Consider the following 26,480-nt stretch of genomic DNA (forward strand, 5'->3'; position numbering starts at 1 on the left):
TCATTCCCCTTTTTTTGAATATCAGACACTTCATCGAAAAAGACGGCCACATCCTCCCAAATGCGCCCGTCCATTGTGTTTTTTTAAAAGCTGCCTTTACCCGGGAACCAGTTTGTTCCCGCCAGCGGAACCTGCGCCATTGCCGCAGCCTCCATGGTCAGAGCCACCAGATCTTCCGGCTCCAGATTGTGGAGATGGTTTTTGCCGCAGGCGCGCGCGATGGTCTGGGCTTCGAGCGTCATGACCTTCAGATAGTTGGCGAGGCGGCGACCGGCGGCGATTGGGTCAAGACGTGCGGCAAGTTCCGGGTCCTGCGTGGTGATGCCCGCGGGGTCTTTGCCCTCGTGCCAGTCATCGTAAGCGCCGGCCGTGGTGCCGAGCTTCTGGTATTCGTCTTCCCATTTCGGGTCGTTATCGCCCAGCGCCACCAGCGCCGCCGTTCCGATGGCAACCGCATCGGCACCAAGCGCCAGAGCCTTGGCGACATCCGCACCCGAGCGAATGCCACCGGACACGACCAATTGTACCTTGCGATGCATGCCGAGATCCTGAAGCGCCTGTACTGCGGGGCGAATACAGGCAAGCGTGGGCATGCCGACATTTTCGATGAAGACGTCCTGCGTGGCCGCCGTGCCGCCCTGCATGCCATCAAGCACCACCACATCGGCACCGGCCTTTACGGCAAGTGCGGTGTCGTAATAGGGGCGCGCACCACCAACCTTGATGTAGATCGGTTTTTCCCAATCGGTGATTTCGCGCAGTTCAAGGATCTTGATTTCCAGATCGTCCGGGCCGGTCCAATCAGGATGACGGCAGGCGGAACGTTGGTCGATCCCCTTCGGCAAATTGCGCATATTGGCGACGCGATCGGAAATCTTCTGGCCAAGCAGCATGCCGCCGCCACCCGGTTTCGCGCCCTGGCCGACAACCACCTCGATGGCGTCCGCACGGCGCAAATCCTTAGGGTTCATGCCATAACGCGACGGCAGATACTGGTAAACCAGCGTCTGGCTGTGGCCGCGTTCCTCATCCGTCATGCCGCCATCGCCCGTGGTGGTGGAGGTGCCGGCAATGGTTGCGCCACGGCCGAGCGCTTCCTTGGCGTTGCCGGAAAGCGCGCCGAAGCTCATGCCGGCAATGGTGATCGGCGTTTTAAGCGTGATCGGCTTCTTGGCAAAGCGCGTGCCGAGGGTAACGGTCGTATCGCACTTCTCGCGATAACCTTCGAGCGGATAACGCGAGATGGACGCGCCGAGAAACAGCAGGTCGTCGAAATGAGGCACCTTGCGCTTCGTGCCTGCGCCGCGAATATCATAGATGCCGGTCGCAGCCGCACGGCGGATTTCCGCCAGCGTGTGATCATCGAAAGTCGCGGACTTGCGCGGCGGGGTGAAGGGGTTGTGATAGCTCATCGGAAAATCCCTCGCCTCAATACGCGTCGGCGTTGTCGATGTTGAAATTGTAGAGCGTGCGGGCCGAACCGTAGCGCTTGAACTCATCAGGGGTGACATCGGTGACACCCGCTTTTTCGAGAAGCTCGGCAAGCTTTTCCAGATGTTCGGGCCGCATTTCCTTCTCGATGCAATCGGCGCCGAGGCTTTTGACCGAGCCGCGCACGAAAAGCTTCGCTTCATAAAGGGAGTCACCCAGCGCATCGCCCGCATCGCCGCAGACGACGAGGTGGCCGGACTGGCCCATGAAAGCGGACATGTGGCCGATATTGCCCTTCACGACGATATCGATGCCCTTCATGGAAATGCCGCAACGGGAAGCGGCGTTGCCCTTGATGACCAGAAGCCCGCCGCGACCGGTGGCACCTGCGTATTGCGAAGCGTCGCCCTCGATGACGACGGTGCCCGACATCATGTTTTCTGCAACACCTGGGCCTGCCGAGCCGTGGACGGTGACGGTGCCGCCATCATTCATTCCGGCGCAATAATAACCGACCGAGCCGCGAACATCGACGATGACGGGGCTGTCGATGCCAACAGCGACGGCATGGTGGCCGCGCGGATTGACAACTTCGAATTCGGTATCGTTTGCGCCCGAGGAAAGCCCATGGAGCGCGCTGTTGAGTTCACGCAAAGGCGTGTGGGAGAGATCGAAAACTGGCATGGATATGACTTTCGCAATATGCGCCGATGACGGTTTCACGCGGCCTTTTCATGGTCCCAGAAATAGACGGTCGCCGGCTCCGGCTCCCAGACGCGGGCACTTTCGATGCCGGGCAGATTGACCAGCGCGCGGTATTCGGAGCCGAAAGCGACATATTGATCGGTCTCGGCCATCACCGCCGGCTTGCAGGCGATGGGATCGCGCACCACGCCGAAACCGGATTTGGTGCCGACGACGAAGGTAAAGAACCCGTCGAGATCATCCAGCGCGCCGGTCAGCGCTTCGCCCAGATCCTTGCCCTTGGCCATTTCAGCCGTGAGATAGGCGGCGGCCACTTCCGAGTCGTTCTGGGTTTCGAAGGTCATGCCCTCGCGTACCAGTTCCCGACGCAGATTATTGTGGTTGGAGAGCGAACCGTTATGCACCAGGCACTGGTCGGCACCGGTGGAGAAGGGGTGTGCGCCAAGCGTCGTCACAGCCGATTCCGTTGCCATGCGGGTGTGGCCGATGCCATGGCTGCCCGCCATGGAGCGCACGCCAAAACGGGCGAGGACATCTTTCGGCAGGCCGGTTTCCTTGTAGATTTCCACGCTGTCGCCGGAGCCCATCACCCGCACATTGGGACGGATGGCGGCGAGGACCGATCGAATTCCCGTGAGCTTTGCCGATGGAATATCCAGGACCGCGTGGGTGCTTTTCACCGCAACCGAAGCTTCAACGCCATTTTCCTTCAGCGCTTCGGCAAGGCCCGAAAAATCGGCGACTGGATCGGCCGACTGGATGGTCACTTTTGCCCGGCCATCGGCAGCGCTTCCATAGATCGCGATGCCGGCGGAATCCGGTCCACGATCCGTCATAATCACGAGCATGTCCGAAAGCAGCTCACCCAGCTGCGGTTCAAGGCTTTTGTCTTTTAAAAACAATCCGACAATTCCGCACATGGGGACAATTCCTTGTTTCGTTGACGAAGGATGGATAGCAGCTGCCTTTCTAAATTTCAACCATGAAGAAAGTTATTTTCTTTTAAGGCAATTAAAACTACGCCAGACGATTGGAAGACTGCCGTCGCGCGCGTGGCGGCTCCCCGAAGGCGGACGGTAGGTTCGTGCATGATGCCCCGGCGTCGGACACCCGGTGGCGAGCGCGATTTCGAAGATGGAAAGCGGGTTTCGCTGCTGCAGTAGACGCAGGGCATGATCCGGCCGCTATTCCCGGTATTCGAGCAGGAAGGACGAACCCATGTGGCTGAAAAGGATAATCGAGATGACGCGGGAAGACGACCGCCGGTTTGGGGCTGGCCTACCGGTCGAGTGGCACCGCGGTCGTTGCTTCAATTTTTCCAGCACCATCAGCAATCCACGATGATTGACCCCGTAGCGCTCGGCGAGCGACGCTCGCTACGGCGCAACCTCGACAAGCGTATGAAGACAAAAGTCGCTAATTTTATGGGAAAAATCAGACTCCATGCGCTCGGAATCCGGTAGGCGATGCGCTACACGTTCTGGCGGCGCAAAAGCGGCGACCTGCGGCTCCTGATGCAAACGATCGCGACGGCACCTCATGCGGTTCGCCCCTATGGCGCCAGGCAATTGTTCGTCACCACTGATGCGACGCCTTCTTCTGCGGAGCTTGTCGGCTAAAAGCTGTTGCACAATGGCAGATCGTCCATTGCGGACCAAGGCCAGAAGCGTATAGAGATCGGCATAGGCGACCGGTCTGTCGAGACCATGCTTGCAAAAGGGCAGGACCATCGATCTCGACGGCGCCAGCTTCCCCCTTCGTCCAGTCCACTATGATCCTGATCGGCTATATCTTAGGACTGATCACCCGCAAGGGACGGAAATTTTCGATCTGGTGCAGTTGCGCGGCTGGCCGGAGGCCTACGGGACAAGAGCATCCAAATCCGCCTTGAGTTCGGCGTCGATACAAGGCCTGCACGGGTGGCTTCGGATTTTAAGTCAGTCAGTCTGGTTGCGCCTTTGCGGATAGCTGATGATTGAGAGGTAACGGGCCGGTAGATGAACCAGTTCCTGCGGTCCGTGGGGTGAATCGGCATCGAAGAACAGGCTGTCGCCAGGTTGCATGGTGAATAGCTGATCGCCGTGGCGGTAGACCACTTCTCCCTCTAGCATGTGCAGGAATTCCATGCCCTCATGCTGGAACGTCGGGAAGACATCGGACTCAGTCGTCAGCGTTATCAGATAGGGTTCGACCAAGACGCCGCTTGTATTGTTGGCGATATGACCGAGCAGGCTGTACTGGTGCCCCGCACGCGTACCGCGCCGCTCGATGTTCACTCCTTCTCCGGCCTTGACGAATGTCGCGTCGTGCGGCTCCTCGAACCGGCGAAAAAACGCAGTGAGCGGCACGCCTAGCGCTTTGGTCAGCGCCTGCAGCGTTGTCAGTGACGGCGAGATGTTGCCGTTCTCGATCTTCGACAGCATGCCCACGGAAATGCCGGTTGCGTTTGCAAGGTCAGTGACGGTGATGCCGAGCGCTTTGCGATAGGTGCGAACCTCGTGCCCTATCGCCATTTCTAGATTGTTTTCCCTGGGCTCGCGAACCCGGTGCGGGTCCTGCGACAAGATGGCCAACTGCTGCTCATCCTTTTCATTCTTGTCGGTCATCATTACCTCCTACGAACTAAGTTCCTTACAGGAAACGTCTCGTTATTCCGAAAAATTTTGCCTGCTGTAAGAAACCCACACCTTCTTCCGTACACTTGCCGGCGCGATCGACTTTCTGTGATCTCCGACCTACGCCTTCGCAACGGTCATCGGGGTCAACCGCTGTCGCTGTTTCGCTTCCTGACAATTCTCATCCTGCCGCGCTGACGCGAATCGAACGGACAATCCTGCTTCCGCATCATACGTGGGTTATGACTTAAAGGAATGACTTCTGCGCATTAGTCGTTTGTCAATCTTTGAACGATGGGCTTTTCTCTTAATCTAGGTAGGAGCTCGATACATGACAGAACAGATCACGGCAAAGCGCGTCGAGCGCGATAGCATAGGTGCGTTTGACGTGCCCTTAGACGCCGTCTACGGAATAAAGACGCAGCGCGCCATCCAGTTGTATCCGATGGTTGGTCAGGGGCGATTTGCGGATTATCCTGCCCTGCTGGACGCAATGTTGCAGTCCTGCGTGTTGCCATACAGGATTATCAGGTGAAGCTGAATTGCCAGCGCAGTCGCGGATGTCGTTGAGGCAGCGCCTAGCTTGTGGCGTGCCGACATCAGATACCGTTGCGTCGTATGAATCGATAGGCCGGGAATCTCGGCGATTTCGTCGTTCGTTTTTCCGAGAGCTGACCAGTGAAGGCACTCCTTTTCCCGCGGATCGTGCTGCGGAATTGGGTCATGCTCGCCGTGCAGTTCGAACACAGCTTTCCTATGGATCAGAAATGCGAGCTCGAGCCACTCGTGGCGATATATCTGGACAAGCCTGCTCCACTCACTGGCAGGCTTCCTGGAGTTCAGGGAGAAGAGCAAGCGGCGCTTCTTGTCGACAATGGGAATAGAATATCCATTGGCTCCAACGCCGTCTTCCTGGACGTCGAGCACAAAGTCATGGGCCGATTGGGGAACGTCGACCTTGCGCCAATCGAATGGCATTTGTCGGATGCGGCCCTCGCGGACGATTGGATCGACTTTTACGTATCCCGCAAGAGGTAGCGAGCAACCCAGGCATCACGATAGGTCGTGCTAACATATGGGGTGTCGAGCAGATGGGTCAATTGCAACGATTCAGCCGCGTCGCGCACCTTCACCGCGATCTCTGCTCAAGGCCACCAGGCGTTGGTGATCGGTTGGCAAAACGGTGAACGATATTCCTGTGCGCATACGCCAGACTCGCAGGCCAACCCAGCAAAAGGAATCCCATACCGGACTCTTATGTCGGGCGGTAACCACTAGACTAGACATTGGCCCGTTCAAAACCAGCTCGGCAGTCGAAACCGAGATGTACGATAAGGCTCCGGCGCGACGATGGAGCATTCTTTGCCTTGATGCTGCAATTGGTAAAACAAGTGCGGCATACCGAGCGTGGGATCAGCCGTATAGTCCGGATAGGGGATGGCGGCACGCCAGGCCGGGTGGTAATTGATCGTACCGACGACAGATCTGAAGGGCATCGTGACCAGTACTTCGGCAACTTTTCGGTTTTGTTCGGTCGGATCAAAAGGTGCGCCTGTACCCCCAGCGATAGCTGCCGCGGCCCCGTAGTGTCGAACTGAACTATAGGTCAGGCATCCAACCTCGGGTGTGGACAATTCCCCGAAGCATTTCATGTATTTGTGCGCGAACGCTTTCCCACTCTCATCCTGGAGGAGACCGACTACTGTCCCGATCAAGACGCCTTCTGCCCGTTTCCCCACGATATCGCCGAAACTTTTGTGCATGCCTCCGTACTGCAAATAGACAAGACAGCGAAACGGGTCTTGCAGAAACTGGTTTTGGAAATGCGCCAGATCATGGGCGTAGAAATGCGTATTCACCAAGATCGACGGCTCGACTGCTCGAGCCCTGTCGAGAACATTCCTCCACTCCTTGGTTGGCGTATCGACGATTTCTGGACCGAACGCGGTGACCCACCCAAACTCCTTCGCAGCCGACTTCATCGCGTTGGCGATCACGATGCTGTAGGGGCGCGATCCAGAAATGATCGCGAGCCGATTTGAGTCCGGGCGCCACTGCCCCGTATCTCGAAGCCAGGAAATGAACTTGATGAACCCCTGACCGTACCAATAGTCGGCTGGGTTGCCCATGAGGCAACCGAAATAGCGATGTGGGTCGCTGGCAATTGTGTCGTGATGCTGGATAGTTGTATTGCTGTGAATGTAAATGATCCCGGCATCGGCTATGACATCGTATTCAGCATTATGAGACCCCATATTATAGCCGTTGATGATCGCATGCACACCGTGCTCGTTTATAAGTCTGCGCGCTGCGGCGACAACTGCCCCGGCGCTCTGATCGCCGGAATCGACACAGACGAGTTTCAGTTTCCGGCCGTTTATCCCGCCCAACGTGTTGATCTCGTCGATTGCCAGGCGAGCGCCGTTCCGGAACTCCTGCGCATCGACGCGAGAGGCCGACCCAAATGGCAGCATACTCCCGATTTTAATACTGTCCATTGGTCGATACCTCACTCATAGCGGGGAACGGATTTTTTCGTAGAGTAGATGATGCATAATCGAGCGCAGACGAGCTGGGCTAACCGGCTTGATGAGGAGCACTGTGCCGCTGTCGCGAATTTGCTGCGCCACAACCGGGTCCGTGTTGGCTGTGCATACAATCGCCGGAATGTCGCGACCGACATCCTCGCAGATCTGCCGCAGAATTTCAGTACCGGTTTCACCATTGCGCAAACTGTAGTCTATCAGAACGATATCGGGATCGAAGCGATCTTCGACGAGGGCTCTTTGCGCGCCGATCCTGTCGCTGACGGTGAGAACTTTGATTCCCCAACGCAACAGCATTTCCTGAAGAGCTGCACGCAGGCGCTCGTCGTCCTCGACTACAAGCACGCGGACATCGCGGAATTCTCCGTAAAGGCCTTCGGTAACGTCGCCGTCGGAAAGCTTGCTTTGCCAAATGTCGCCGACTGGCACTTCGACCGCGAACATGGAGCCATGTCCTACCGAGGACACAACCCGAAGCTTGTGCTCCATAATATCCGAGAGACGCTTGGCGATGTTTAGTCCCAGACCCAAGCCACGTTGACGAATTGTAGACTTGCTGTCGACCTGATGGAATTCCTGGAAAATGAGATCGAGTTGGTCTGTTGCGATGCCACATCCAGTATCCCAGACTTGAATCTCCGCCATATGTCCACGGCGACGCACTCCAATCAGTATTTTACCATTTTCAGTAAAACGTATGGCATTCGCTACAAGATTGCTGAGAATCCTTTCAAGTAAAGCCTGATCCGATTCAAGTGTCAGAAAACTTTGTACGACACGGAATTCGAGCCCCTTCTGAGACGCAATCGGAGAAAACTGTACGTTCAATCGCTCCAATATCTGCGTTGATTGAAAATGATTCCTTCTGACAGCGATCTTGCCAGCATCGAGCTGGCCGATTTGCAGTAGCGCGCCAATCAGGTCCTCCATAACATCGACCACCGCATCTATTGACTTCAGAATCTCCCGCAATTGGGCCTTAGGTTTCAGTTCCAAGGCATTGAAGGTAAGGATTTTCAACGTCGATAGGGGTTGGCGCAGATCGTGGTTAGCTGCGTGAAGAAATCTGCTTTTCTTCGAGTTCGCGTCTTCCGCTAGGGATTTTGCCTGATGTAGCAAACGCTCGCCCTGTCTTGTGACAGTGGAATCCTGTACGATCAGCAGGACTCCTCCCTCCACATCCTGCCAAGCAATATCCAGGTAACGACCATCTGCCAGGCTCCAGCTCGCTGGGCGTCGATACTCCCATCCCTCAACCATGTGGTCCACCCATTCGTCGGAAGGACGGTCGAGGACCAGTTCTCTGGACGATGCCAGTGCGGTCAGAAAGTGGACGAGAGTCGAACCGATGGGTGGGGCAACATTAAAAGTAGCAAGAGCTTGGTTGAAGTACCGGTTCGCCTGAAGGAGGCGACCGTCTTCATTCCAGACGGCAAGCCCGAAATTAATCTGCTCAACCAGCCGGGCTGGAATGATGTCGGCGGACGGTTCGCTTCTTGCTGTTTCAATCGAATCGTCACGTACAATGCCGATCACACGCGCGGACTCACCAGAATTTTCGGATGATCTACGAACGGTATCTTTTATGAAACAGACAGTTCCGTCATCCAGCAAATAGCGAAGCCGCAATTCGGAGGCTTCACTGCAATGCAGCCTAGCAAGATGCGAGGCAATCTGCTCGGCTTGTTCGGGAGTGCATCGGCCCGCATCAAAATCATCCAGGGGCAATAGCCTTCCGTGTGTGCCGACATTTCCTGTCACCCATTCTATAGCGAAACGTCCGTTGCGATCAAATACCGCTGAATAGACGAGGCTATTAGATATCTCTGCCAGCAAGCGGGCTTCCTCAGGGATCGTGAAATCGGGGTTGTCCAACACAAATCCTTGTCCTAAATCGCTCTGGCCCATGAGAGGTTTTCCCGTCGGTTAGTCAAGGTGGGCTCGCCTCAAAGCGGTCGCATAAGTCGAATCGACCTGCGACAATAAGTTATTTGATCGCGATGACGGTTGCGACGTGCTCAGCGCCGACCGATCAGTCGCAAAGCGGCAACGTTGCCGCTGCGGATTCGAATGACTCGAGGCAGTCGGTTTCAGCCCGTTCGCCGCCCGAGAACGTCACTTTCGCTAAGACATGTCCGTGTTGGGCTGCCGACGCTTCAACCTCATCTTTGTCCCTTGCGGTACCTTCGCATTAATATTCCGAAGGTGGACTCGCACCGTGCTGGCGCTCATTCCAAGTTTCTGGGCTATTGAGACGTTCGAGCAACCTGCGCTTGCGAGCTTGAACACTTCGTCTTCGCGAGGGGTCAGGGGCAGATTCGACACTTCCGGTCCGCTGGCAATCGGTCCCGTTTGGTCCATTGACTGCGAATTCTTGAGGATCTCGCGCGGAAAGAAGACGTCTCCGCCTAATACCAGCTTGAGGGCGCGCATGACCTCCGCCCCGCCGGCGCTCTTGGGTATATAGCCCACAACGCCTTCTGCGATCGCCCGGAGAACATGATCGCGCTCTTCATGAACCGAAATGACAACAATCGGGATTTCCGGATAGCGGTTTCGCAGCATCCGGAGGCCCGAGAATTCGGCAAAGTCCGGCATCACGAGGTCAACAAGCATAAGCTCCGTGTCAGGATGTTTGCTGAGCAATTCCATCGCCTCCTCAAAATTTGATGCTTCGATGGCCTCGAAAGACGGGCTCACGGAGGAGATTGCGTGCTTTAGCGAGGTGCGAACAATCCAGTGGTCATCAGCTAGCAGAACTTTCATTTCATTCCCGTTGTTTACCGTCGGACTTAAACATAGCCCCTTTTGGTCAGGGACGTATACACGAAAGAGTGGTCCTTGTCTTGGCCTCTCGGTAAAATCAGAGGGTTATGAAGCCTGGATTGTTTAGGGCCGTGAATTGTGCGGTGCCGCGCATCAGCTTTCGAACTTCCACGAATCGGTCGTCCTAGTAGGGAAATGATTAGTTACGTTTACGCATCAACTAGGCGGTTGACTCAAGACAGCATAAGCTTCATCCTAGAAAAAATGCAAAAACGTTTATAAAAGGGGAATAAACATGCTTAGACTCAATAAACGCCAGTTCCTACAAGGCGCTGGTATGACTGTTGCAGCTGCTTCCTGGGGCTTTCCCGCCAGATCGGCGAGCGACGTCATCAAAGTCGGTGTCATCCAGCCCCAGCAGGGTGATTGCGCACAATGGGGGATACCGATCACCAGAGGCGTACAGCTGTGGGCCGAGGAACTGTCAGCCGGCAGCGGCTTCGTGGCAGGTGATGGAAAGACCTATTCCATTGAGGTTAGTGGTTACGACAATGTCTGCTACGCTGCGGGTGATGAGCTTCGAGCCGCACGGCGTGCGATCCTTGACGACGGCGTGCATCTTCTTCTTCAGACCTTCACGCCCTCGTGTCGTCAGGCGTTGGGCCCGCTTTCCAATGAAACTAAGTCCCTCATCACTGCCTATGGCGGCGGCTTTCTGAGCAAGGACTTTCCCTTTCTCGTGGGCGGCCACACCGGGCAGCCGATGGCCAACATGCTGGCTATCAGTCATATGATCGAGAAGCATCCCAATGCGAAGCGAGTTGCAATCATTACGACTGACTCGTCATTTGCAAGCGCGGCGCGCGCCTACGTTCAGGCAGGATGCGCTGTTCATGCCGACAAGGTTGAAATAGTTTATGACAATTCTTTCGGCGCAACCGCGACGAACGATATGCTGGGCCTTTTAACGCCGGTGGCCGAAGCGAACCCGGATATCATTTACGAAGGCGGATTGGCGCCTGGCCAGAAGGCAGCGATGATCTCCACGATGGAACAGCTCGGCTTTCAAGGTATCTACGGCAGCGAGACATGGGAGATCGGTTTCATTGAGCAGGCCGGGATGCTACCTGCTGTCGCCGGGAGGCTTTTCAGCAGCCCCGCAATCGACGCGCAAGAGCCGAGCTTCAGTCCGCGGGCGCACGCATTTTACAAAAGATATGTCGAGCGGTTCGGCGCTGCGGAATGGGCGTCTTGGGCTTCTTCGGCGTATGCAACAATGGTCGGTCTCGAAATCGGCCTGAAAGCAGCGCCCGCTGTCGATGCCGAGTCCATTCTGAAGACCCTATACGGCATGTCTTCCATAGATCATCCTTTGTTCGGCCAATCAAAGTGGGGCGGTGAGGAAATCTTCGGTGCTAACCATCATCTTTACACGCCTCAGCCAATATACGGTGTAAACGCCGACGGTTCTCCAAGCATCAGCGGCATTATCCAAACCTCGGAATGGTGGTCACAACACAAGGAAATCGCCCTCCCCGCGCTGGCGGCTGCCGGCCAGGTCTATGCAAAATAGGTGTCGTTTCTCCCATCGACTCGTCAACGAGCGAGGCGATGGGTACTCACCAACCGAGACACAGGACCTATATGCCGTGCAAATCATTGTAAACTGTCTTTTCCTTTCATCATTCTACCTTTCCTTCGCAATCGGGTTAACGTTGATCTTTGGCGTCATGCAGGTCGTCAACTATGCCCATGGCGAAATCTTCATGGCCGGAGGCTATACGTTATATCTCACCGCAAGTTTGTTGCACGGGCTCGTGCCCGGTGCGGTAGTGCTCGCCGCAGCCTTTGTGGCGGCAATTGCCGTGGGTGGCGCGCTGGGATTGTTGATCTATTTTGGCCTTATCAAGCGGTTGAAGGACCAGCCCTTGTCGATCTTTATGGCGACTTTGGCGTTGAGCTATGTCTTGCAGGTCGTTATTATCCAGATATTTGGGCCAATGGGGCGCTCGATCCCCGTATTGATTCCGGGCGTCATCCGCGAAGCGGGCATCATCCTTCCGACCCAGCGCCTAGCCGTACTTTCAATAACCCTTCTGACGATCCTCTCGCTCTGGTTCTTTCTTAGCAAAACAGATCTTGGCAGGGCGGTAAGAGCGGTGGCGCAAAACAGTACAGGCGCCGTCCTGCAGGGGGTAAACCTTGGCCGTATAGCGTTGATCAGTGTGATCATCGGCAGCAGTCTCGCTGCCATGTCCGGCGTGCTTATGGGCAGCCTCCTTAACATCAATCCGTTCATGGGCGGCGAGGCGATCTGGAGGGCATTCATAGTCGTCATTGTCGGCGGTATCGGAAGTCTGCCAGGCGCTGGTTTGGCAGCCGTATTGTTCGGAACTCTCGACACGCTTCTGACGTCCTTCGGGTACGGCGCATATGTCGCCTTGGTCGATGCGCTCATCATGATCGGCATCCTGTGCTTCCTTCCAAACGGGTTGCTTGGGGGGAACGAACGATGAGCGTTTTCAACATGTCACCTAGATCGCAGATCACATCTCTCCGCGGGTCGGCTTCCGCCTGGTCACGTCTATCTATCGCCGACTGGTCTGGCCTTGCGGCCAGCTCTGCTGCCATCCTTTTCTGCGGCTTCCTTGCCGGTGAGTATGCGAAGCAGGTTCTCATACTGTTCATGATCAACCTCATGCTCGTGACAAGTTACCGGCTGATCACGACTATGGGTGGCTGGTCCTTTGCGCACATCGCCTTTGCCGCGCTTGGCGCCTATACGATGGCCTTGCTGACAACGTCGCTCGGGCTTTCCTTCTGGATCGCAATTTTTGCCGGCGTGCTTGTCGCAGCTGCCGCGGCACTGTTGCTCGCCTATCCCTTGCTACGTACCCGGCAATACAATTTCTTCCTCGCGACTTTTGCTGCAAGCGCCGCCATTCAGCAAAGTCTCATTCAATTCTCCAGTCTGACTGGCGGCACGAACGGCATAGCTTTCATCCTCCGACCTTCATCTTTTCTTGGTCTGTCGTTTGAAGGGAATATCGGTTTTTTTGTTCTTGTCTTTATCCTTACAGTAGCGGTGACCATCGCTCTGCTTACACTCGATCGATCCCAGTTCGGTCGCACGATCAGGGCTGTCGCGATGAACGAGCAGCTGTCGGAATCCCTTGGAATCTACAGCTGGGGCTATCGAACTTTGGCATTCGTCACGGGCTCAGCAATCGCAGGCCTTGCCGGCGTCCTGCTGGGAAATTTCAACGCGATAGTCAACCCGTCCGACTTCGGTCCGTCCTTCATGTTCAAGATCGCCGCCGCCGTAATCGTGGGCGGAACCACGACGTTCTCCGGACCTATCCTAGGTCTGATTTTCTTGACTGCTATCGAGGAAATTTTTCGTGGGTCGGCGCAATATATTCCGTTCTTCTGGGGGTTGAGCGTCATCCTGATAATTTTGTTCAGCCGAGGCGGGATTGAAGACTTCATTTACCGGATAATCTTTCGGCAACCGATGGCAGCGGGAGGGCGTTCAGGTGCTTGAAATAGAGAACGTAAGCAAAAGCTTTGGGAAGATTGCCGCGATTAAAGACATTAGCTTTTCAGTCGCGCAGGGCACGATAGGCGGCCTTATTGGTCCAAATGGTTCCGGCAAGACGACGATGTTCAACCTCATCAGTGGTTATCTAAAGCCGAATTCGGGCAATATACGGCTCGAGGGTGTTCAGATCACCGGATATCGACCAAGCAAGATCGCCGCGCTCGGTCTCCTGCGGACGTTCCAATTGACAAGCGTCTACAAGGATTTGACTGCACTCGAGAATGTGAGGATGGGGCAGCATCTTGCCCGGGTTGGAGCCAGGCGTTCCCACGTCATGAATATACTGGGCTCCATGGAAGCGACCGACGCGTCGGCCCTGGTGATCCTCGATTATATGGGGTTGGCCGACTACGCCTACACACCAGCCAGCCAATTACCCGGGGGGCTGCAGCGGATGTTGTCGATCGCCACCGCGCTGGCTGCCAGGCCCTCCGTGCTTCTTCTTGACGAACCTTTGGCGGGCATGAACTCGACGGAGAAAGCGAACATTGCCAGGCGTTTGCTCGATTTGAAGCGCCTGGGGATCACCATGCTCATCGTCGAGCATGACATGAAGTCCGTGATGTCGGTCTGCGACAACATTTGCGTAATAAATTTCGGTACGAAGATTGGCGAGGGAACGCCACGCGAAATCACTGCAAATCAGGCCGTCATCGAAGCGTACCTAGGACCCGGCGGAGGCGTCCATGCTTGAAGTCGAAGATCTGCACGTATCTTATGACGGCAACATCGCCGTGGATGGGTTCTCATTTCTCGCGAAGTCGTCGACCGTAACCACGATTATCGGCAGCAACGGAGCCGGCAAGACGACTCTCTTGAAATGCATAAGCGGCCTGTTGCCTGCGAGGTCAGGTCGCGTACGGCTCAACGGCGAAGACATCCTCAGGCTGCCCACGGCACAGATCGTGCGCTTGGGCATATGCATGGTCCCGGAAGGCCGCCTTTTGTTTCCCCGCATGAGCGTTCTCGACAATCTGCTTGTCGGAAGCCACCTGCGAAATGACAAAGCCGGTATCGCAAAAGACCTTGAGCGAATTTATCATTACTTTCCCGTGCTGAAGAAGAAGGCGGGCGCATTCGCCCGTAACCTGAGCGGCGGCGAACAGCAAATGGTAGCATTCGGTCGAGCCTTGATGGCGTCGCCGAAGGTGTTGCTGTTGGACGAGCCGTCTATCGGATTGGCTCCCCTCGTCGAGCGGCAACTTATGAAAACGGTGGGCCAGTTGGCAATCGATGCGGGCATCACCGTCGTGTTGGTTGAGCAAAATGCGTCCCTCGCGCTCAGTGTTTCCAATTACGGCTATGTCTTGGAACTCGGCTCGAATGTGTTTGAGGGAAGTGTAGATGCATTGCTTTCAAGTCCCCGCGTGAGGGAGGCTTATCTTGGGTTTTAGTTAGTCGCTACACGCGGGAGACCAAGAATGGTGTCTCCCTATCATTTGCAGGTGCTGTCAATTCTTAATGTCACGCGACCCCAGCGTTGCGTGACGAGGTTGGCCGCGTCCAAAGTTAACTGGGCGGTTTCTTTTAGCTGGCCCCGATTGCTGTCGAGCTAGATGGCCGCATCTCAATTCAGTCGTCCGTTATGCAGAAAGGAGAAAGTATAAAATGCCATGTTCAGACCCCAGACAGATCAGAGATCGAGGTGAAGAGTGGGCGGAGTATTTCTACAACAGACGTGGTAGAGAGATCCTTCAGCTTATTACCGACGAGCTGTTGGAAGAGCACTGCAGCAACTGGGACGAAGCCAAAGGCTTCCACAGCGAGAATCTCCAGAAGGTACTGAATTTCATACGAAATCTTCCGGCCATAGGAAAAGATTTCGCATATGAAGAAAAGCCTTACGAGAGCTACAGGCTTGGGCGTATTACAAAGCGCGGCGTTCCTCCAGAGCTTTCAAACGGCCCACACTACATGGGTGAATCAGAAGCTGTGCACGCAATACTCTTGGCGCGCATCGACCGAATCCGTCAACGCATCGAGGGTTGAGACATGTCAGAAATTCATATCCGCGGCTACTGTGACAAGCCAAATGTTGCCCCAGGTCAGGAAATCACCTTCTACGTTTCCTGCGACCAGGAAGGTCCGTATGAAGCGCAGTTCGTTAATCTGGTCAATGGCGACGTAAATCCCAAAGGCCCCGGCTTCCGGGACTTGATCATTGATAACCCTGTCAATGGAATCTACAAGGGGCATAAGCAAAGAACGCAAGCTGGCGGTCACGTGGAAATACCCGATCCGGAGAGCAAGCTCGCCTTTTCGCAGAGTTTCACTATCCATGCCTTTATCAGCGCCATGCTTCCGGAAGGAGGCAGGCAAGGGATCATAAGTCGATGGAACGACACGACGCAGACCGGCTGGGCATTGATGATCCAGGACGGCGCCTTGACGTTCGTCATAGGTAACGGGAGCAGTCTGGCTCAGGTTTCGTGCAACAAGCTTTTGTTCAAGGATACGTTCTATTCCGTGACCGCGTCCTACGACGCGGTGTCGAAAACTATCCGACTGCGCCAGAAGCCGGTGGTCAACAGCGTCAACAGCCGTTTCGGTCTGGTGTTCCCGCTGGACTCGGAGGAGGAGATCGAGGCAACAGCCGCGCAAGGGCCCGGTGACGCGCTTATCCCGGTCGTCATCGGGGGCCTCGGAGAATCATTCAATGCCGGCCGAACCTGGGTCACTGCGACCTTCAATGGCAAGATCGATTCCCCCTCTGTCTATCGGATAAGTCTTGGCAAGGATGATATCCGGTTGTTGGAATCGGGAATGCGGCCAGCGCCAGAGGCGCTCGCGGCGCGATGGGATTTCGCGGCCGGAACGGGGAAAGCGGGTATTCCGACAGACAAAGTGATCGATGTTTCCGGCGCGGGACTCGATGGCTGGTGCATCAACCAACCTGACCGGGGTATGACCGGATGGAACTGGCAGGGCCGTGAAGAGCACTTCATTCATGCTCCTGAACAATACGGCGCATTGTGGTTCCACGAAGACTCGCTGGATGATTGTCGCTGGGAACCCGCATTCAAAGTGAAGATCCCGGACGATCTTAGAAGTGGTTGTTACGCGATTCGTCTGAGGCAGGGTAGCAGAGAGGATTACATACCGTTCTTCGTCGTTCCAAAACGCGGGACCGCGAAGGGGAAAATTCTGCTGCTGATTCCGACCGTGAGCTACCTTGCCTATGCGAATTCCCAGGCAATGCAAAACATTGCCTCCTGCCAAGCTGCGATGGGTCGTCTTGCGGTTCTTCAAGACGTCGATTTGGAGTTGAACGAAAGGGTGAAGGAATACGGATTGTCGACTTACGACTATCATATCGACGACCGCGGCGTGCAATACACGTCCTGGCGGCGACCCATCATGAACATGCGACCCAAGTATCGTCATGAGTTCGGCATGGTATGGCAATTTCCCGCAGACCTTCATCTTGTCGATTGGTTGGAGAAGAAAGGGTTCGACTTCGACGTTGCGACCGATCATGATTTGATGGAGCAGGGTGTCGATCTTTTCAAGCGTTACAATGCTGTCGTGACCGGATCCCATCCGGAGTACTATACCGACGGCATGATTGACGCTTGGGAGCAGTATCTGGCGGGCGGCGGGCGAGGAATGTACCTTGCGGGAAACGGGATGTACTGGGTCGCGTCGCAACATCCGGAAAAGCCATGGGTCATGGAGATCCGCAAAGGCGAACAGGGCGATCAGGCCTGGCGCGCTCGCCCCGGCGAGCTGTATCACAGCACGAACGGACTGCGAGGCGGGCTCTGGAGAATGCGGGCCCGCGGCTCCGCGAAGGTCTGGGGTGTTACCTACACCGCGCATGGCATGGATACGTCATGTTCGTTCACGCAAATGAGCGATGCACGCGACCCCAAGCTCGCCTGGATGTTCAAGGGGATCGAGTCCAGCGAGCAGATAGGCGATTTCGGACTGGTCAACAGCGGCGCCGCTGGTCTTGAGCTCGACCGATATGACCTAAAGCTGGGGACCCCGCCCAACACTTACATGGTCGCAAGCTCTTATGGGCACAGTCCCGACTGGGGTCTGGTACCGGAAGAACAGTTCTTCGTGCAAAATGGTATCCATGGACCTGAATGCGTCAACGTGAGAGGAGACATCGTCTTCTTCTCGACTCCAAACGGCGGCGGCATGTTCAGCTCGTCTTCGATGTCGTGGTGCGGCAGCTTGTCGTGGAATGACTACAACAACAACGTTTCAATTATGACGGAGAACGTGTTGCGTCATTTTGCAGTAACAGGACCCATACCCGAAGTTTGAGGGGTCGACGCCTAAACGTCCGACCACCTGGGCGAGCAGGTGGGGTATGCAGGAAAAGGGGGCCAGCTCGTTGTCCCCTTTTCCTGGAATGTCGGGGGCGAAATGGATCAGCACAATATTCCCAGCGGGTCGCATGTTGCAGGCAGTCGGCTTTCTCTCGTCGATGTTCGATTGCGAACTCAAGTAAGCTAGGAACATGTTACACCATTGAGTTTGGAGCGCTTAAGTGGAAACTCCCTCGCGCACGAATGTCTACGCTCAAAATCTCACGAAAAAGCTGTCGCACTAGCTGTGCGGAAACGCCATGGAGTTCGCCTGATTGAGGGGCGGCGCGCCAGCCAATCACTTGGCGAGACGTCCAGTTTGGCATTATAGCTACTTAGAGTTTCAAGCAGGCCAAAATAGTTCGCCAATGAATGCTACTCGGCGATAGGATTACGCAGTGACGGAAGATTCAATCATCTTGTTAGAGAGAAAGTTCATTAAGGCGTCTGCCGTCACGTATTTTGCAGCTTATATTGCCGGAAGCTTGATATCGGCACTTGTCTGGTTCGGAATTGACCACCTCAATGCAGCGGAGTTCTGGATGCTTTGGCCAGTAAACTTGCGCTACATCAGCCAAATAAAAGAACATTTTGGCAGCGTCGACGGCTGGAATGGCTTTTTATTCTCTAATTACATTATCAGTTCGTTAATGATCACGCGGATGATCTATCTTTTTTCAGTGGAGCTCTCAAAGCCCCCCGATAGCTTTACTTGGGGAATTACTAAAGTCCATCTGATGGTCATGCCCTTCGCGTTCATCGCTTTATTTTTTCCCTTCCGAGAAGGGCCACGATCCTACGGAATGACGTTTTATTATGGTCCATTCAGCAACTCCCTGATTAGCAACTTTCTCGTTGCAACCTTTTATTTCGGCATCACAGACCCGGTCGTGAAGTTCGTAAGCTGGCTGAAATTCTCCTTTTATCCACGAGGTATTTAAATGGCCGAAACACCGAAAACGAAATCGGAAAATGGCTGGAATCTCTACTCCAAGAGAATATCTCCCATTGCAGACGGCCCCAAACCGTGGCGCGAGACGCCATACCCAATCCCGACGCTCAGGCCATGGAGGAACAGGCCGCTCCGCAGTTCAGGAGTGTTGTTCCGGGCGGGAATGTGCAGCGGCTGCAAAACGTTGTTTACCCCCGCGACGATTGCTCTCGATACAACAGAGATAAATGTTGATGGAGTTATGCGTCCACTGTCGCCTGGCATGGCGGTCTCAGTCGAAATCAAGACCGGCACTCGGCGGATAATCGACTATTTCTGGTCACCGGTCGCGCAAGTGGCGTCTGAGGCAATGCAGGAGCGCTAGCAGTTCTCCAGTGGTGATCACGGGCCGTGCGTCTGATCGCTTCGCGAGGCGCTCCCTGCGATGGAACGTCGATTGCTGTGAGCCTAAAGCTTAGAGCGTATCGCCATCGAGATCCATCGCCTTGAGCCAATAGGAGACATCGTTACCACGTTCCGGAGATCAGTCTAAAAAACCAAGCTGCACTGCGTGGGAATCGTGCTGCAAACTTCCAGTAGCTATTTCTAAGATATTGTACGCACCGCCACTTCGTCGACAGCATGAGGTAGTCAAAATGTGTGAACCGGAGGACTGATCGTGCGCGATTGCGTAACGCTTCCTCTACCTCAGTCTGGTTTTGCGCTAATGCGCGTCCGAGCGTGACGCCGTCCCAAACAGCCAAATTAAGGCCTTGGCCGCCAACGGGAGATTGTACATGGGCCGCATCCCCAATAAGCCATACGCGATCTATTCGTGGCGAAGGCACGCGCCGAAGGGAAACTCGAAACTCCCTTTCATAAAGCAACTTGGCATCTCGAAACATATGAGAGAGCCTCAAGGCCACACCCTTCGCATTCACTATGCCCTGAATGACCCCTCGACGAGGTTGTGAAAGAAAGAGGCCAACCCCATCTGCTTGCAGAAACAGTTGCGCTTGTGTGTCCTGCGGCCACTCCTGGGTCTCTATCTCGGCTACCGACCACTCTTCGGGATAATCACATCCGACGAACGGGACGTTCAGGAATGTTCGGACTGCGCTCCTGCTCCCGTCAGCGGCGACAAGCCAATCGGCCTCGATGACTTCCGTCTCATGGCCGTGACTTACAGTAGCTTTAATTCCATCGGCATTCTCCACTACGCCTATGAATGTTCGGCCGTACTCAACCTTTACACCATAAGAGGCCAAGGCATCTTCCATGGCCTGCTCAAGCATGGCCTGCGGATAAAGATGCGCGGGCGGTTCGCCATTTACATTCGGAACCCGAATATCCGCCACCAAGCTCGCATCGTCGTGAAATATGAAGCGCCTCAAGGGTATGGCTTCCGAGATCACCTTTTCGGTTATCCCAAAATCCGCCAATTGGTTCCAGACGCCTTGAGCGACCCCAGTCGCCTTCTGCACCGATACCCTTGAAACTCTCTTCTCAATTATCCTGACGGCTACTCCGAGACGAGCGCAACTGAGTGCGCAGGCAAGGCCGCTCGCGCCGCCACCGACGATCAAGACCCTTGCGAAGTGAACCATGGTAACCCCGACGAGTGATCCAACACGTCTCCGTGTCAGCCAAGCAAGATTGCTGCCATAGCTTTACCAGCAGCATATCGTAGCCAATCAAATTCTTCATTGTGACACAAGCGTCATGGAGATCGGCGCTATGTCCGAAATGGGCTGAGAGGCGTCTTCCGCTTCGCGCCAATTGCGGACGATCAGGTATGCCGTCATCCTCCGCTTACAGTGAATTGAAGGGACGACCTTGAGCGACATGCTTGCGAAAGCTATTCGGACAGCAGCAAAAGGAAGCGGCTGGTCCGTGAAACGGGATGTGCTTTCAAAGCGCATGGATGACCACCTCCTCGCCGTCCATCCCCGAAGGGGATCGATAGGACGGATCGAGTTCCGGGCGAAGCCAGCCGCTTGGGACCGCATGTTATGGTCAATCCTGCAGATTGAAGGGAATGATCTGCAGCCAGCGAGCTTTCATTTCACCGGAGCCTTCACCTGCGACAGTCCCGCACTACTTCAGCAAGATGTGGAACCATCTGCACCAAATGAGCAATTTGCTCGCGAGATGGTCCAGCTTGCGGAGCGCATCCCGCGTATGGTGAGCCTGTGGCAAGAATATGATCTAGCCCGCGCTATTGCAGACGAAACACCGCAGGAACCATATCGCTATCATATGACCCGTGTTGTGGAGCGCATCTGTTGCCGAGATCGGCAAACTGCATGTGAGATATGTGATGCCGCATTGCAGGGAGAGCTGGACCTGCGAGGCTTTTTCTCTTCGACCGACAAGTTGACACAACCGGACGCGAATGGACGCAGGCAAAGCCTATCGTTCTTCGATCTGGCGCGGCTATGGATGGGCCGCCACTGACCGCAATGGGCCAATCACGGCCTTGGCGTTGGTGCACCAACTGCGATCTTCCGCTCCGCGCCAATAGCGGACAAAATGCTCATCGCTGTTGATAAGCCTTACGCAACGTTGCACGTATAAATAGCGGCGTAACTGCGACGAACGAGGCGATGTTGTGAACAGATACAAGCGCACGGCCCTTTTACTCGTGACATCCTTTGCGGTTTTGTTCGGCGTTTTCGACCCATCCCACGCTATGCAACCTTGTCCACCTAGAGCGGAAATGCGTCAAAACGCGCAAATCATTGTCGAAGCTCGATTGAGGTCACTCTCTATCGGCGATTCTGCGTTGGTTGTAACCGATACGTCCCCAAACCGCATGATTCGCGCTGAACTCGAAATCAAACGCGTCATCAAGGGCGCGTTTTCAGAAAGGGATGCGATTGCCATCGGCTTCTCGTGGCCACCAGGACCCTATTATGCGCTCACCCTGATGGCGATGTTGTATGGCGGCAGTGATGGGAGCGATACGTTTGAACTCGAGCTTGCTCGCTACGAAATAAATGAGAACTTCAGCATTTACCCTCTGAACTCTTGCATCTACTACAAGTTTCCAGACGAAATCGAGGAGCTGACCGGTTGGACGGATACTCCCTCGAGATCACAAAACGTCCCGCTCGTTGATTCCGCTCCGCCCCCTCCGTGAATGACCGGTTTGGGCCAGTTGCGGTCATTGCGGCGGCTGCTAAACTTCCTACTCTGCGGCTTCGAAAAAGCCAGCGAAACAAGTTTTTCTTTTATTTAAGTTGTTGTGAGAACAGCTTAAATCCTAACGAATTTGGTGCGGGTTTAGATTTGGAATATTTCTCAGCGATAGTTAATATTTTTGAATTCCTTCGAGGAAACGCTGACGGCATCCATCGCTCGGTGAAGAAGATAGAGCGACTTCCTGCTCCAAGCGAATTGAGTTGGTGCATAGAAGGTGCTCCGCTAGTAGATTTCTGCGGACTCTCTGACGTTGAGCACGTAACGTCGCTTTATCTTGTTGAATGCCGCAAGCTCACCTCCTTTCGGGGGATCGCTACGCGATTTCCCAAACTCAAAGCTCTTTGGGTCTATTCATGTGATCAACTGACCACCCTTGATGGGCTTCAATCTTTGAGGGAACTTCAAGCTTTAACGATCTGGCCGTCCTTCTCCGGTAAGATCAAAGTTGACACGCTTTCGCCAATCTCTGACTCCACCACACTGACCACGCTAGTCTTCTCGGGCAATGTCGGCGATGGTTCATTGAAGCCTCTTTATGGGTTAAAACTGCTTCACCGGCTTTTTCTGTCAAACAATTTCTCTTGGCAGGAATTTGCTCAGTTCGAGGCCAAGCGACCTGATGTCGATTTCCCTTGGAAAGGCGGCGTTGTCTATAACGCCAACCCGGCAACATTGGCCTGTCCATCCTGTGGTAAAGCGCAAGCGCTCCTGACTGGTAAGGGGATTAGGCTGTGCTGTCCCGATTGCGATGGTGATCGTCTAGCTAGGCACATCAAACGCTATGCCGAATTGTCGCGCAACTCCTGATTTTTCGACGGCCAATGACCGTTTTGGACACCCAAAGGGGACATGACGGCAACAGTCTCCGCAAGGCCGAGATGAGGTGTATTCAGGCTCGAACTGCCGGGTTCACCGTCCTGGTTCTTGCGCAGCTGTTCAATTGCTTCAACGCACGTTCTGAGACGACCAGTGCATTCCGCCATCCGTTTACGAATCGGTGGCTGTGGGCAGCCATTGGAGTTTCAGTCTTGCTCCAGGTTGTAGTCGTCAACTTCGGACCGCTGAACGTGGCATTTGGAACACTCCCCCTGCCGCTCGAACAGTGGCTCGTTTGCATAGCCATCAGCAGCAGCGTCCTTTGGTTCGGCGAGGTCCGCAAATGGGTGCTTCGGCGCTGGGACAGATGATACAAGTCACCTACCCAGCCGCACAACACCCGACCAGCCAACAAGAAATCGTCGCCTTGATGGGAGTCGAACCGTCGACACGCAATTCGTCCATACTAAGCCATTATATTAATAGCTTTTTTCGAATTGGCACGCCCATGGCGCCAAAAGAGCTAAGGTGGCCGCCGCTCATCAATCCCACTCACCTGCAGGATCGGACTCTTACGCAATTTCTTGATATTGCGTATGGATAGCTTCGCGGAGGTTTTGACGGATACGAAAATTCATTAATTGTTTTTTACCAGTCACCCACTCTAGATAGTAGCATGTGAACTGGCATTCCTCACATCTTCGATAGCGACCCAGCACGGCTGGGAATCAAGATAGTGTTTGAGGGTAACTAAAGCAGGCATGCTGCGCACCGGCTCAAAAAAGGTGTCTCTCGAAAGCCCAGCAAAGCTTCCTCTCTCCTGTGTTGATGGTACGCTATCGCCATTAGAGATGGAGCTGCTGATGAAACTTACCCGTTCGGAGTTATTCAGGAAGGTATGTGAGCTTCCACTGAGTAAACTTGGACCGGAACTGGAGACAACAGGCACTGCTCTGGCCGCGATCTGCAAGCAGTATCAAATTCCCTATCCGGGATCGGGATACTGGACACGTAAATCGTTGGGCCTTGCCCCTGATCTCCCTGTCCTTCCAGAGGGGACGGATGACGCGATCGAGATTGCGGCGCGCGTGGTCGTCCCACGAAAGTCGCGGGCACCCATGACAGAGGCCAAACCGTCAACAATGGTCAAGTCAAGCCCGAAGCGTCGTCGGTCAGAACACCATTCTTTGCTCTTCGGAGTGGAGGAACACTTTCGGAAAACCCGAGCTGCCGACAAGAATGAGTTTCTACGTCCATGGAAGAGGCTGTTACCGGATATAATATCATCACAGGAAGCGTTGCCCCGAGCCATTGCAATTGCAAACAGGCTTTACCTGGCCTTCAACGAAGTCGGCTTGGGCGTTCAGATCGCTGCAGCGGCAGAAAATCTTTCGAGAATTCAAGTCGAGGAACGCGAGGTTGAGCTTACAGACCGTAAATATGGGCGTTACAGTTTTGGTACCATTTGGGCTCCGGACAGGCCGACCGTGGTATTCATTGACAACGTGCCCATCGGCTTGACCATCACGGAGATGACTGAACGCGCAATAATGAGATACGTCAATGGCGACTATTATCGGGAGGATAGCAAGCTCATCAGGTCGCTGAAAAGCTGGCAGTTAACGCACTCATGGACTACGGAACAGGATTTACCTTCCGGGCGCTTCAGAATTGTTGCCTACTCCCCGAAACCTGGTGTTGACTGGACGCATCAGTGGCAGGATTCAGAATCGGAAGAAGTGTCCAATAAGATACCGGAAATCGTTCAGGCATTAAGGGCGGCCAAGGGAAAGCTGCATGCAATGATGCTTGCTGAAGATGAGGCTCAGGCTAAGCGTAAGAAGGAGCAGGAAGAGGAATGGGAACGCTATCGCCGCCGTGAGGATACCAGGCAGGTTGAGCAGGCTTTTCAGACCAGCCAGAAGCAACTTGCTGAGATCATCGACAGTTGGGGGCGGGCGATGGTCGTTGAGCGCTTCTTTGCGGACGCAGAGGTGCGCCTGGAGGATGCGGAGGAAGAGCGAAAGCAGCGACTGAAGGAGCGACTTGCGCTTGCTCGCCAGATGATGGGAAGCGTTGATCCGTTGGATTTTATTGATAACTGGCAAGCACCTGAAGATCGATATCGCTCGAAATATGATTGATCTGCAGGCGAGCGCCAACGTCTGAGGTCAAGATGGAAATTTTGCCGTCACTTTCCATTCTCGAGCTAGCTCGGCTGATAAAAACCAATTAACCGGAACTATGCTTTCCTGTTCGAAGATACTCCTATGGCGCCTTAGGCGGCGCGACAGGGAGGCAAGTCTCTTACAGCGCTCCTGTTTCTTCCGCGGAAACACCGCAAGTGTTCACTGCATTTGGCCTAGAGTTAAGCGATGTCCTTTGCATCGCTAAGAGGCTTCTTGACGCCGCCGCCGATCTAAGGATCCAACTGCTTTTATCGCCTAACCATTCGGGGGAACAGAAATGCCGATACTCGACGCAGGAGCTTACTCACAACCGAACACTGAATATTTGTTGTCGATGCTAATTGAGCTCTCCGGTGATGAAGCGTTTCACGAAAAGAACGATGTGTTCTTTTTTAATCTTTACCTCGGTGACCAATACGTAGCCTTCCCTAACGGCATGAGTCGGTTCCATCTATGCAGAAATATGGACTACGGTTATCTGTTCGCTATTTTTCACACAGTCCGCCGACAAGATGTCATTGGTGAAAATGTGATGTTCCCGGATTACAGGGATACCTGTTTGACTTTACTTTGGACTGCCGAATCCGACTGCAACGATCACATCACCGCCGCATTGAATTATGCAGACGAAGTAATCAGAAATCTGGAGTTTGCCACGGGTAGAGCGATTCCGATTGGCCTTGGCGAAATGCAGAGACAATCGAACTTCGAAGTCGCGCATGTGAAAGTAGTTGAAGGAATCGTTGATAGGATATCGCTACAGCACGACCGTAGACATGTGCCTACCCTCACTCCCGAGATCGCGCCCATACTCAATGCTCTCATGGGTTTCGACGACGAGTATGAAAAAATTAAGAATTCTGAGCCTGTGAAGTCTGTCACCCATGCGGGGCGTTGGCAGCAGAAGGCGATACGTGCACATGGGAGTGGCGAATATGCCGATTGTGTCATTTGCTCGGCAGTATGGGCCGAGACGTTCTTGGTTCGAATCACTTCCGAGCTCATGGCTCTACTGGGAGAGCCCATCGCCGACCTAAAAGCCGAGCTGCAACGGGGGATCCCGCAATTCCTGAACCGCTATCTCGGATCGAAGTTTTTGAAAGGAAACTGGGATCACACTTCACCGCTGACCCATGTGGGGAAGTGGCATCAAAGAGCTTACAGTCTACGCAGTCGCGTTATGCATGAGGGCCATCTGCCAACGGCTGACGAGGCTTATGACTGCTACGAGACCACACACGATTTCGTACGTTACGTCAGCAAAGAGATTGGAAAACTGAAGGACCCAAGGCTTGCTGCCGCAACACGCTTTTTCAGACATATGCGTCGTGAGCGGCACCCAATTTCTTCGTAATCG

Annotated in this window: 25 protein-coding genes; 16 read left to right on the plus strand and 9 right to left on the minus strand. The window is 54.5% G+C overall.

Annotated features, from left to right (window positions below):
- Positions 1-83: 83 nt before the first annotated feature.
- The 3 genes from CRO62_RS00155 to CRO62_RS00165 are packed head-to-tail and all read right to left on the minus strand — an operon-like array spanning position 84 to position 3,056.
- A complete protein-coding gene (locus CRO62_RS00155; RefSeq protein ID WP_003511507.1) occupies positions 84-1,412 on the minus strand; it encodes an FMN-binding glutamate synthase family protein in 1,329 nt (442 codons plus the stop codon).
- A gap of 16 nt (positions 1,413-1,428) precedes the next feature.
- The gene (locus CRO62_RS00160; protein ID WP_097098859.1) at positions 1,429-2,115 is read right to left on the minus strand and encodes a GXGXG domain-containing protein; all 687 of its coding nucleotides are present in this window, start codon (positions 2,113-2,115) and stop codon (positions 1,429-1,431) included.
- A gap of 35 nt (positions 2,116-2,150) precedes the next feature.
- Positions 2,151-3,056: a class II glutamine amidotransferase gene (locus CRO62_RS00165; protein WP_097098664.1), complete on the minus strand. Its 906-nt coding sequence runs from the start codon at positions 3,054-3,056 to the stop codon at positions 2,151-2,153.
- Between the two features lie 546 nt (positions 3,057-3,602).
- Here CRO62_RS00165 and CRO62_RS27105 point away from each other — a divergent pair.
- Positions 3,603-3,755, plus strand: a complete 153-nt coding sequence (locus CRO62_RS27105) for a hypothetical protein (RefSeq protein ID WP_179784408.1) — start codon at positions 3,603-3,605, stop codon at positions 3,753-3,755.
- A gap of 318 nt (positions 3,756-4,073) precedes the next feature.
- Here the strand turns inward: CRO62_RS27105 and CRO62_RS00175 are convergent, their stop codons facing one another.
- The gene (locus CRO62_RS00175; RefSeq protein ID WP_323455404.1) at positions 4,074-4,742 is read right to left on the minus strand and encodes a helix-turn-helix domain-containing protein; all 669 of its coding nucleotides are present in this window, start codon (positions 4,740-4,742) and stop codon (positions 4,074-4,076) included.
- A 340-nt stretch (positions 4,743-5,082) separates the two neighbouring features.
- Between CRO62_RS00175 and CRO62_RS27110 the strand changes: the two genes are divergently transcribed.
- Entirely contained in the window at positions 5,083-5,286 is a 204-nt protein-coding gene (locus tag CRO62_RS27110) for a hypothetical protein (protein WP_179784403.1), read from the plus strand.
- Here CRO62_RS27110 and CRO62_RS00180 read toward each other — a convergent pair.
- The 4 genes from CRO62_RS00180 to CRO62_RS00195 form a co-directional block, all read right to left on the minus strand.
- On the minus strand, positions 5,223-5,729 hold the full coding sequence (locus CRO62_RS00180; RefSeq protein ID WP_323455405.1) for a helix-turn-helix transcriptional regulator: 507 nt from the start codon (positions 5,727-5,729) through the stop codon (positions 5,223-5,225). The two genes, CRO62_RS27110 and CRO62_RS00180, sit on opposite strands and share 64 nt — an antisense overlap.
- A gap of 317 nt (positions 5,730-6,046) precedes the next feature.
- Entirely contained in the window at positions 6,047-7,249 is a 1,203-nt protein-coding gene (locus CRO62_RS00185) for an ABC transporter substrate-binding protein (RefSeq protein ID WP_097098668.1), read from the minus strand.
- Between the two features lie 15 nt (positions 7,250-7,264).
- Entirely contained in the window at positions 7,265-9,205 is a 1,941-nt protein-coding gene (locus CRO62_RS00190; RefSeq protein ID WP_097098670.1) for a hybrid sensor histidine kinase/response regulator, read from the minus strand.
- Positions 9,206-9,421: 216 nt separating this feature from the next.
- The gene (locus CRO62_RS00195) at positions 9,422-10,063 is read right to left on the minus strand and encodes a response regulator transcription factor (protein WP_097098672.1); all 642 of its coding nucleotides are present in this window, start codon (positions 10,061-10,063) and stop codon (positions 9,422-9,424) included.
- Positions 10,064-10,358: 295 nt separating this feature from the next.
- Here CRO62_RS00195 and CRO62_RS00200 point away from each other — a divergent pair, with 295 nt between their 5' ends.
- The 8 genes from CRO62_RS00200 (at position 10,359) to CRO62_RS00235 (ending at position 18,924) form a co-directional block, all read left to right on the plus strand.
- On the plus strand, positions 10,359-11,636 hold the full coding sequence (locus tag CRO62_RS00200; RefSeq protein WP_097098675.1) for an ABC transporter substrate-binding protein: 1,278 nt from the start codon (positions 10,359-10,361) through the stop codon (positions 11,634-11,636).
- Positions 11,637-11,712: 76 nt separating this feature from the next.
- A complete protein-coding gene (locus CRO62_RS00205) occupies positions 11,713-12,579 on the plus strand; it encodes a branched-chain amino acid ABC transporter permease (protein ID WP_179784410.1) in 867 nt (288 codons plus the stop codon).
- Positions 12,576-13,607: a branched-chain amino acid ABC transporter permease gene (locus tag CRO62_RS00210; RefSeq protein ID WP_097098679.1), complete on the plus strand. Its 1,032-nt coding sequence runs from the start codon at positions 12,576-12,578 to the stop codon at positions 13,605-13,607. The genes CRO62_RS00205 and CRO62_RS00210 overlap by 4 nt, the downstream gene beginning before the upstream one ends.
- Complete coding sequence (locus CRO62_RS00215) at positions 13,600-14,358, plus strand: ABC transporter ATP-binding protein (RefSeq protein ID WP_097098681.1); 759 nt, start codon at positions 13,600-13,602, stop codon at positions 14,356-14,358. Before CRO62_RS00210 ends, CRO62_RS00215 begins: the two co-directional genes overlap by 8 nt.
- Entirely contained in the window at positions 14,351-15,058 is a 708-nt protein-coding gene (locus CRO62_RS00220) for an ABC transporter ATP-binding protein (RefSeq protein WP_097098683.1), read from the plus strand. Before CRO62_RS00215 ends, CRO62_RS00220 begins: the two co-directional genes overlap by 8 nt.
- A gap of 214 nt (positions 15,059-15,272) precedes the next feature.
- Positions 15,273-15,653 (plus strand): hypothetical protein, encoded by a 381-nt coding sequence (locus CRO62_RS00225; RefSeq protein ID WP_097098685.1) that lies wholly within the window; start codon positions 15,273-15,275, stop codon positions 15,651-15,653.
- Between the two features lie 3 nt (positions 15,654-15,656).
- Positions 15,657-17,939 carry a N,N-dimethylformamidase beta subunit family domain-containing protein gene (locus CRO62_RS00230; RefSeq protein ID WP_097098687.1) on the plus strand — a complete coding sequence of 761 codons (2,283 nt, stop codon included), beginning with the start codon at positions 15,657-15,659 and terminating at the stop codon, positions 17,937-17,939.
- A gap of 442 nt (positions 17,940-18,381) precedes the next feature.
- The gene (locus CRO62_RS00235) at positions 18,382-18,924 is read left to right on the plus strand and encodes a hypothetical protein (protein ID WP_097098690.1); all 543 of its coding nucleotides are present in this window, start codon (positions 18,382-18,384) and stop codon (positions 18,922-18,924) included.
- Between the two features lie 517 nt (positions 18,925-19,441).
- Here the strand turns inward: CRO62_RS00235 and CRO62_RS00245 are convergent.
- Positions 19,442-20,560 (minus strand): NAD(P)/FAD-dependent oxidoreductase, encoded by a 1,119-nt coding sequence (locus tag CRO62_RS00245; protein ID WP_323690402.1) that lies wholly within the window; start codon positions 20,558-20,560, stop codon positions 19,442-19,444.
- Between the two features lie 190 nt (positions 20,561-20,750).
- On the opposite strand from CRO62_RS00245, the gene CRO62_RS00255 reads away from it, so the two are divergent.
- The 6 genes from CRO62_RS00255 to CRO62_RS00280 all read left to right on the plus strand — a co-directional run bounded on the left by CRO62_RS00255 (position 20,751) and on the right by CRO62_RS00280 (position 26,477).
- Positions 20,751-21,371 (plus strand): hypothetical protein, encoded by a 621-nt coding sequence (locus CRO62_RS00255; protein ID WP_143539359.1) that lies wholly within the window; start codon positions 20,751-20,753, stop codon positions 21,369-21,371.
- A 154-nt stretch (positions 21,372-21,525) separates the two neighbouring features.
- Positions 21,526-22,056: a hypothetical protein gene (locus CRO62_RS27115; protein WP_179784411.1), complete on the plus strand. Its 531-nt coding sequence runs from the start codon at positions 21,526-21,528 to the stop codon at positions 22,054-22,056.
- Positions 22,053-22,925, plus strand: a complete 873-nt coding sequence (locus CRO62_RS00265; RefSeq protein WP_097098697.1) for a hypothetical protein — start codon at positions 22,053-22,055, stop codon at positions 22,923-22,925. Before CRO62_RS27115 ends, CRO62_RS00265 begins: the two co-directional genes overlap by 4 nt.
- A 14-nt stretch (positions 22,926-22,939) precedes the next feature.
- The gene (locus CRO62_RS00270) at positions 22,940-23,305 is read left to right on the plus strand and encodes a cation-translocating P-type ATPase C-terminal domain-containing protein (protein ID WP_323455406.1); all 366 of its coding nucleotides are present in this window, start codon (positions 22,940-22,942) and stop codon (positions 23,303-23,305) included.
- 390 nt (positions 23,306-23,695) lie between these two features.
- A complete protein-coding gene (locus CRO62_RS00275; RefSeq protein WP_323455407.1) occupies positions 23,696-25,078 on the plus strand; it encodes a hypothetical protein in 1,383 nt (460 codons plus the stop codon).
- A gap of 322 nt (positions 25,079-25,400) precedes the next feature.
- On the plus strand, positions 25,401-26,477 hold the full coding sequence (locus CRO62_RS00280; RefSeq protein ID WP_097098698.1) for a hypothetical protein: 1,077 nt from the start codon (positions 25,401-25,403) through the stop codon (positions 26,475-26,477).
- Positions 26,478-26,480 lie beyond the last annotated feature (3 nt).

This window comes from Rhizobium sp. AN6A (assembly GCF_900215635.1).
Classification (GTDB): domain Bacteria; phylum Pseudomonadota; class Alphaproteobacteria; order Rhizobiales; family Rhizobiaceae; genus Agrobacterium; species Agrobacterium tumefaciens.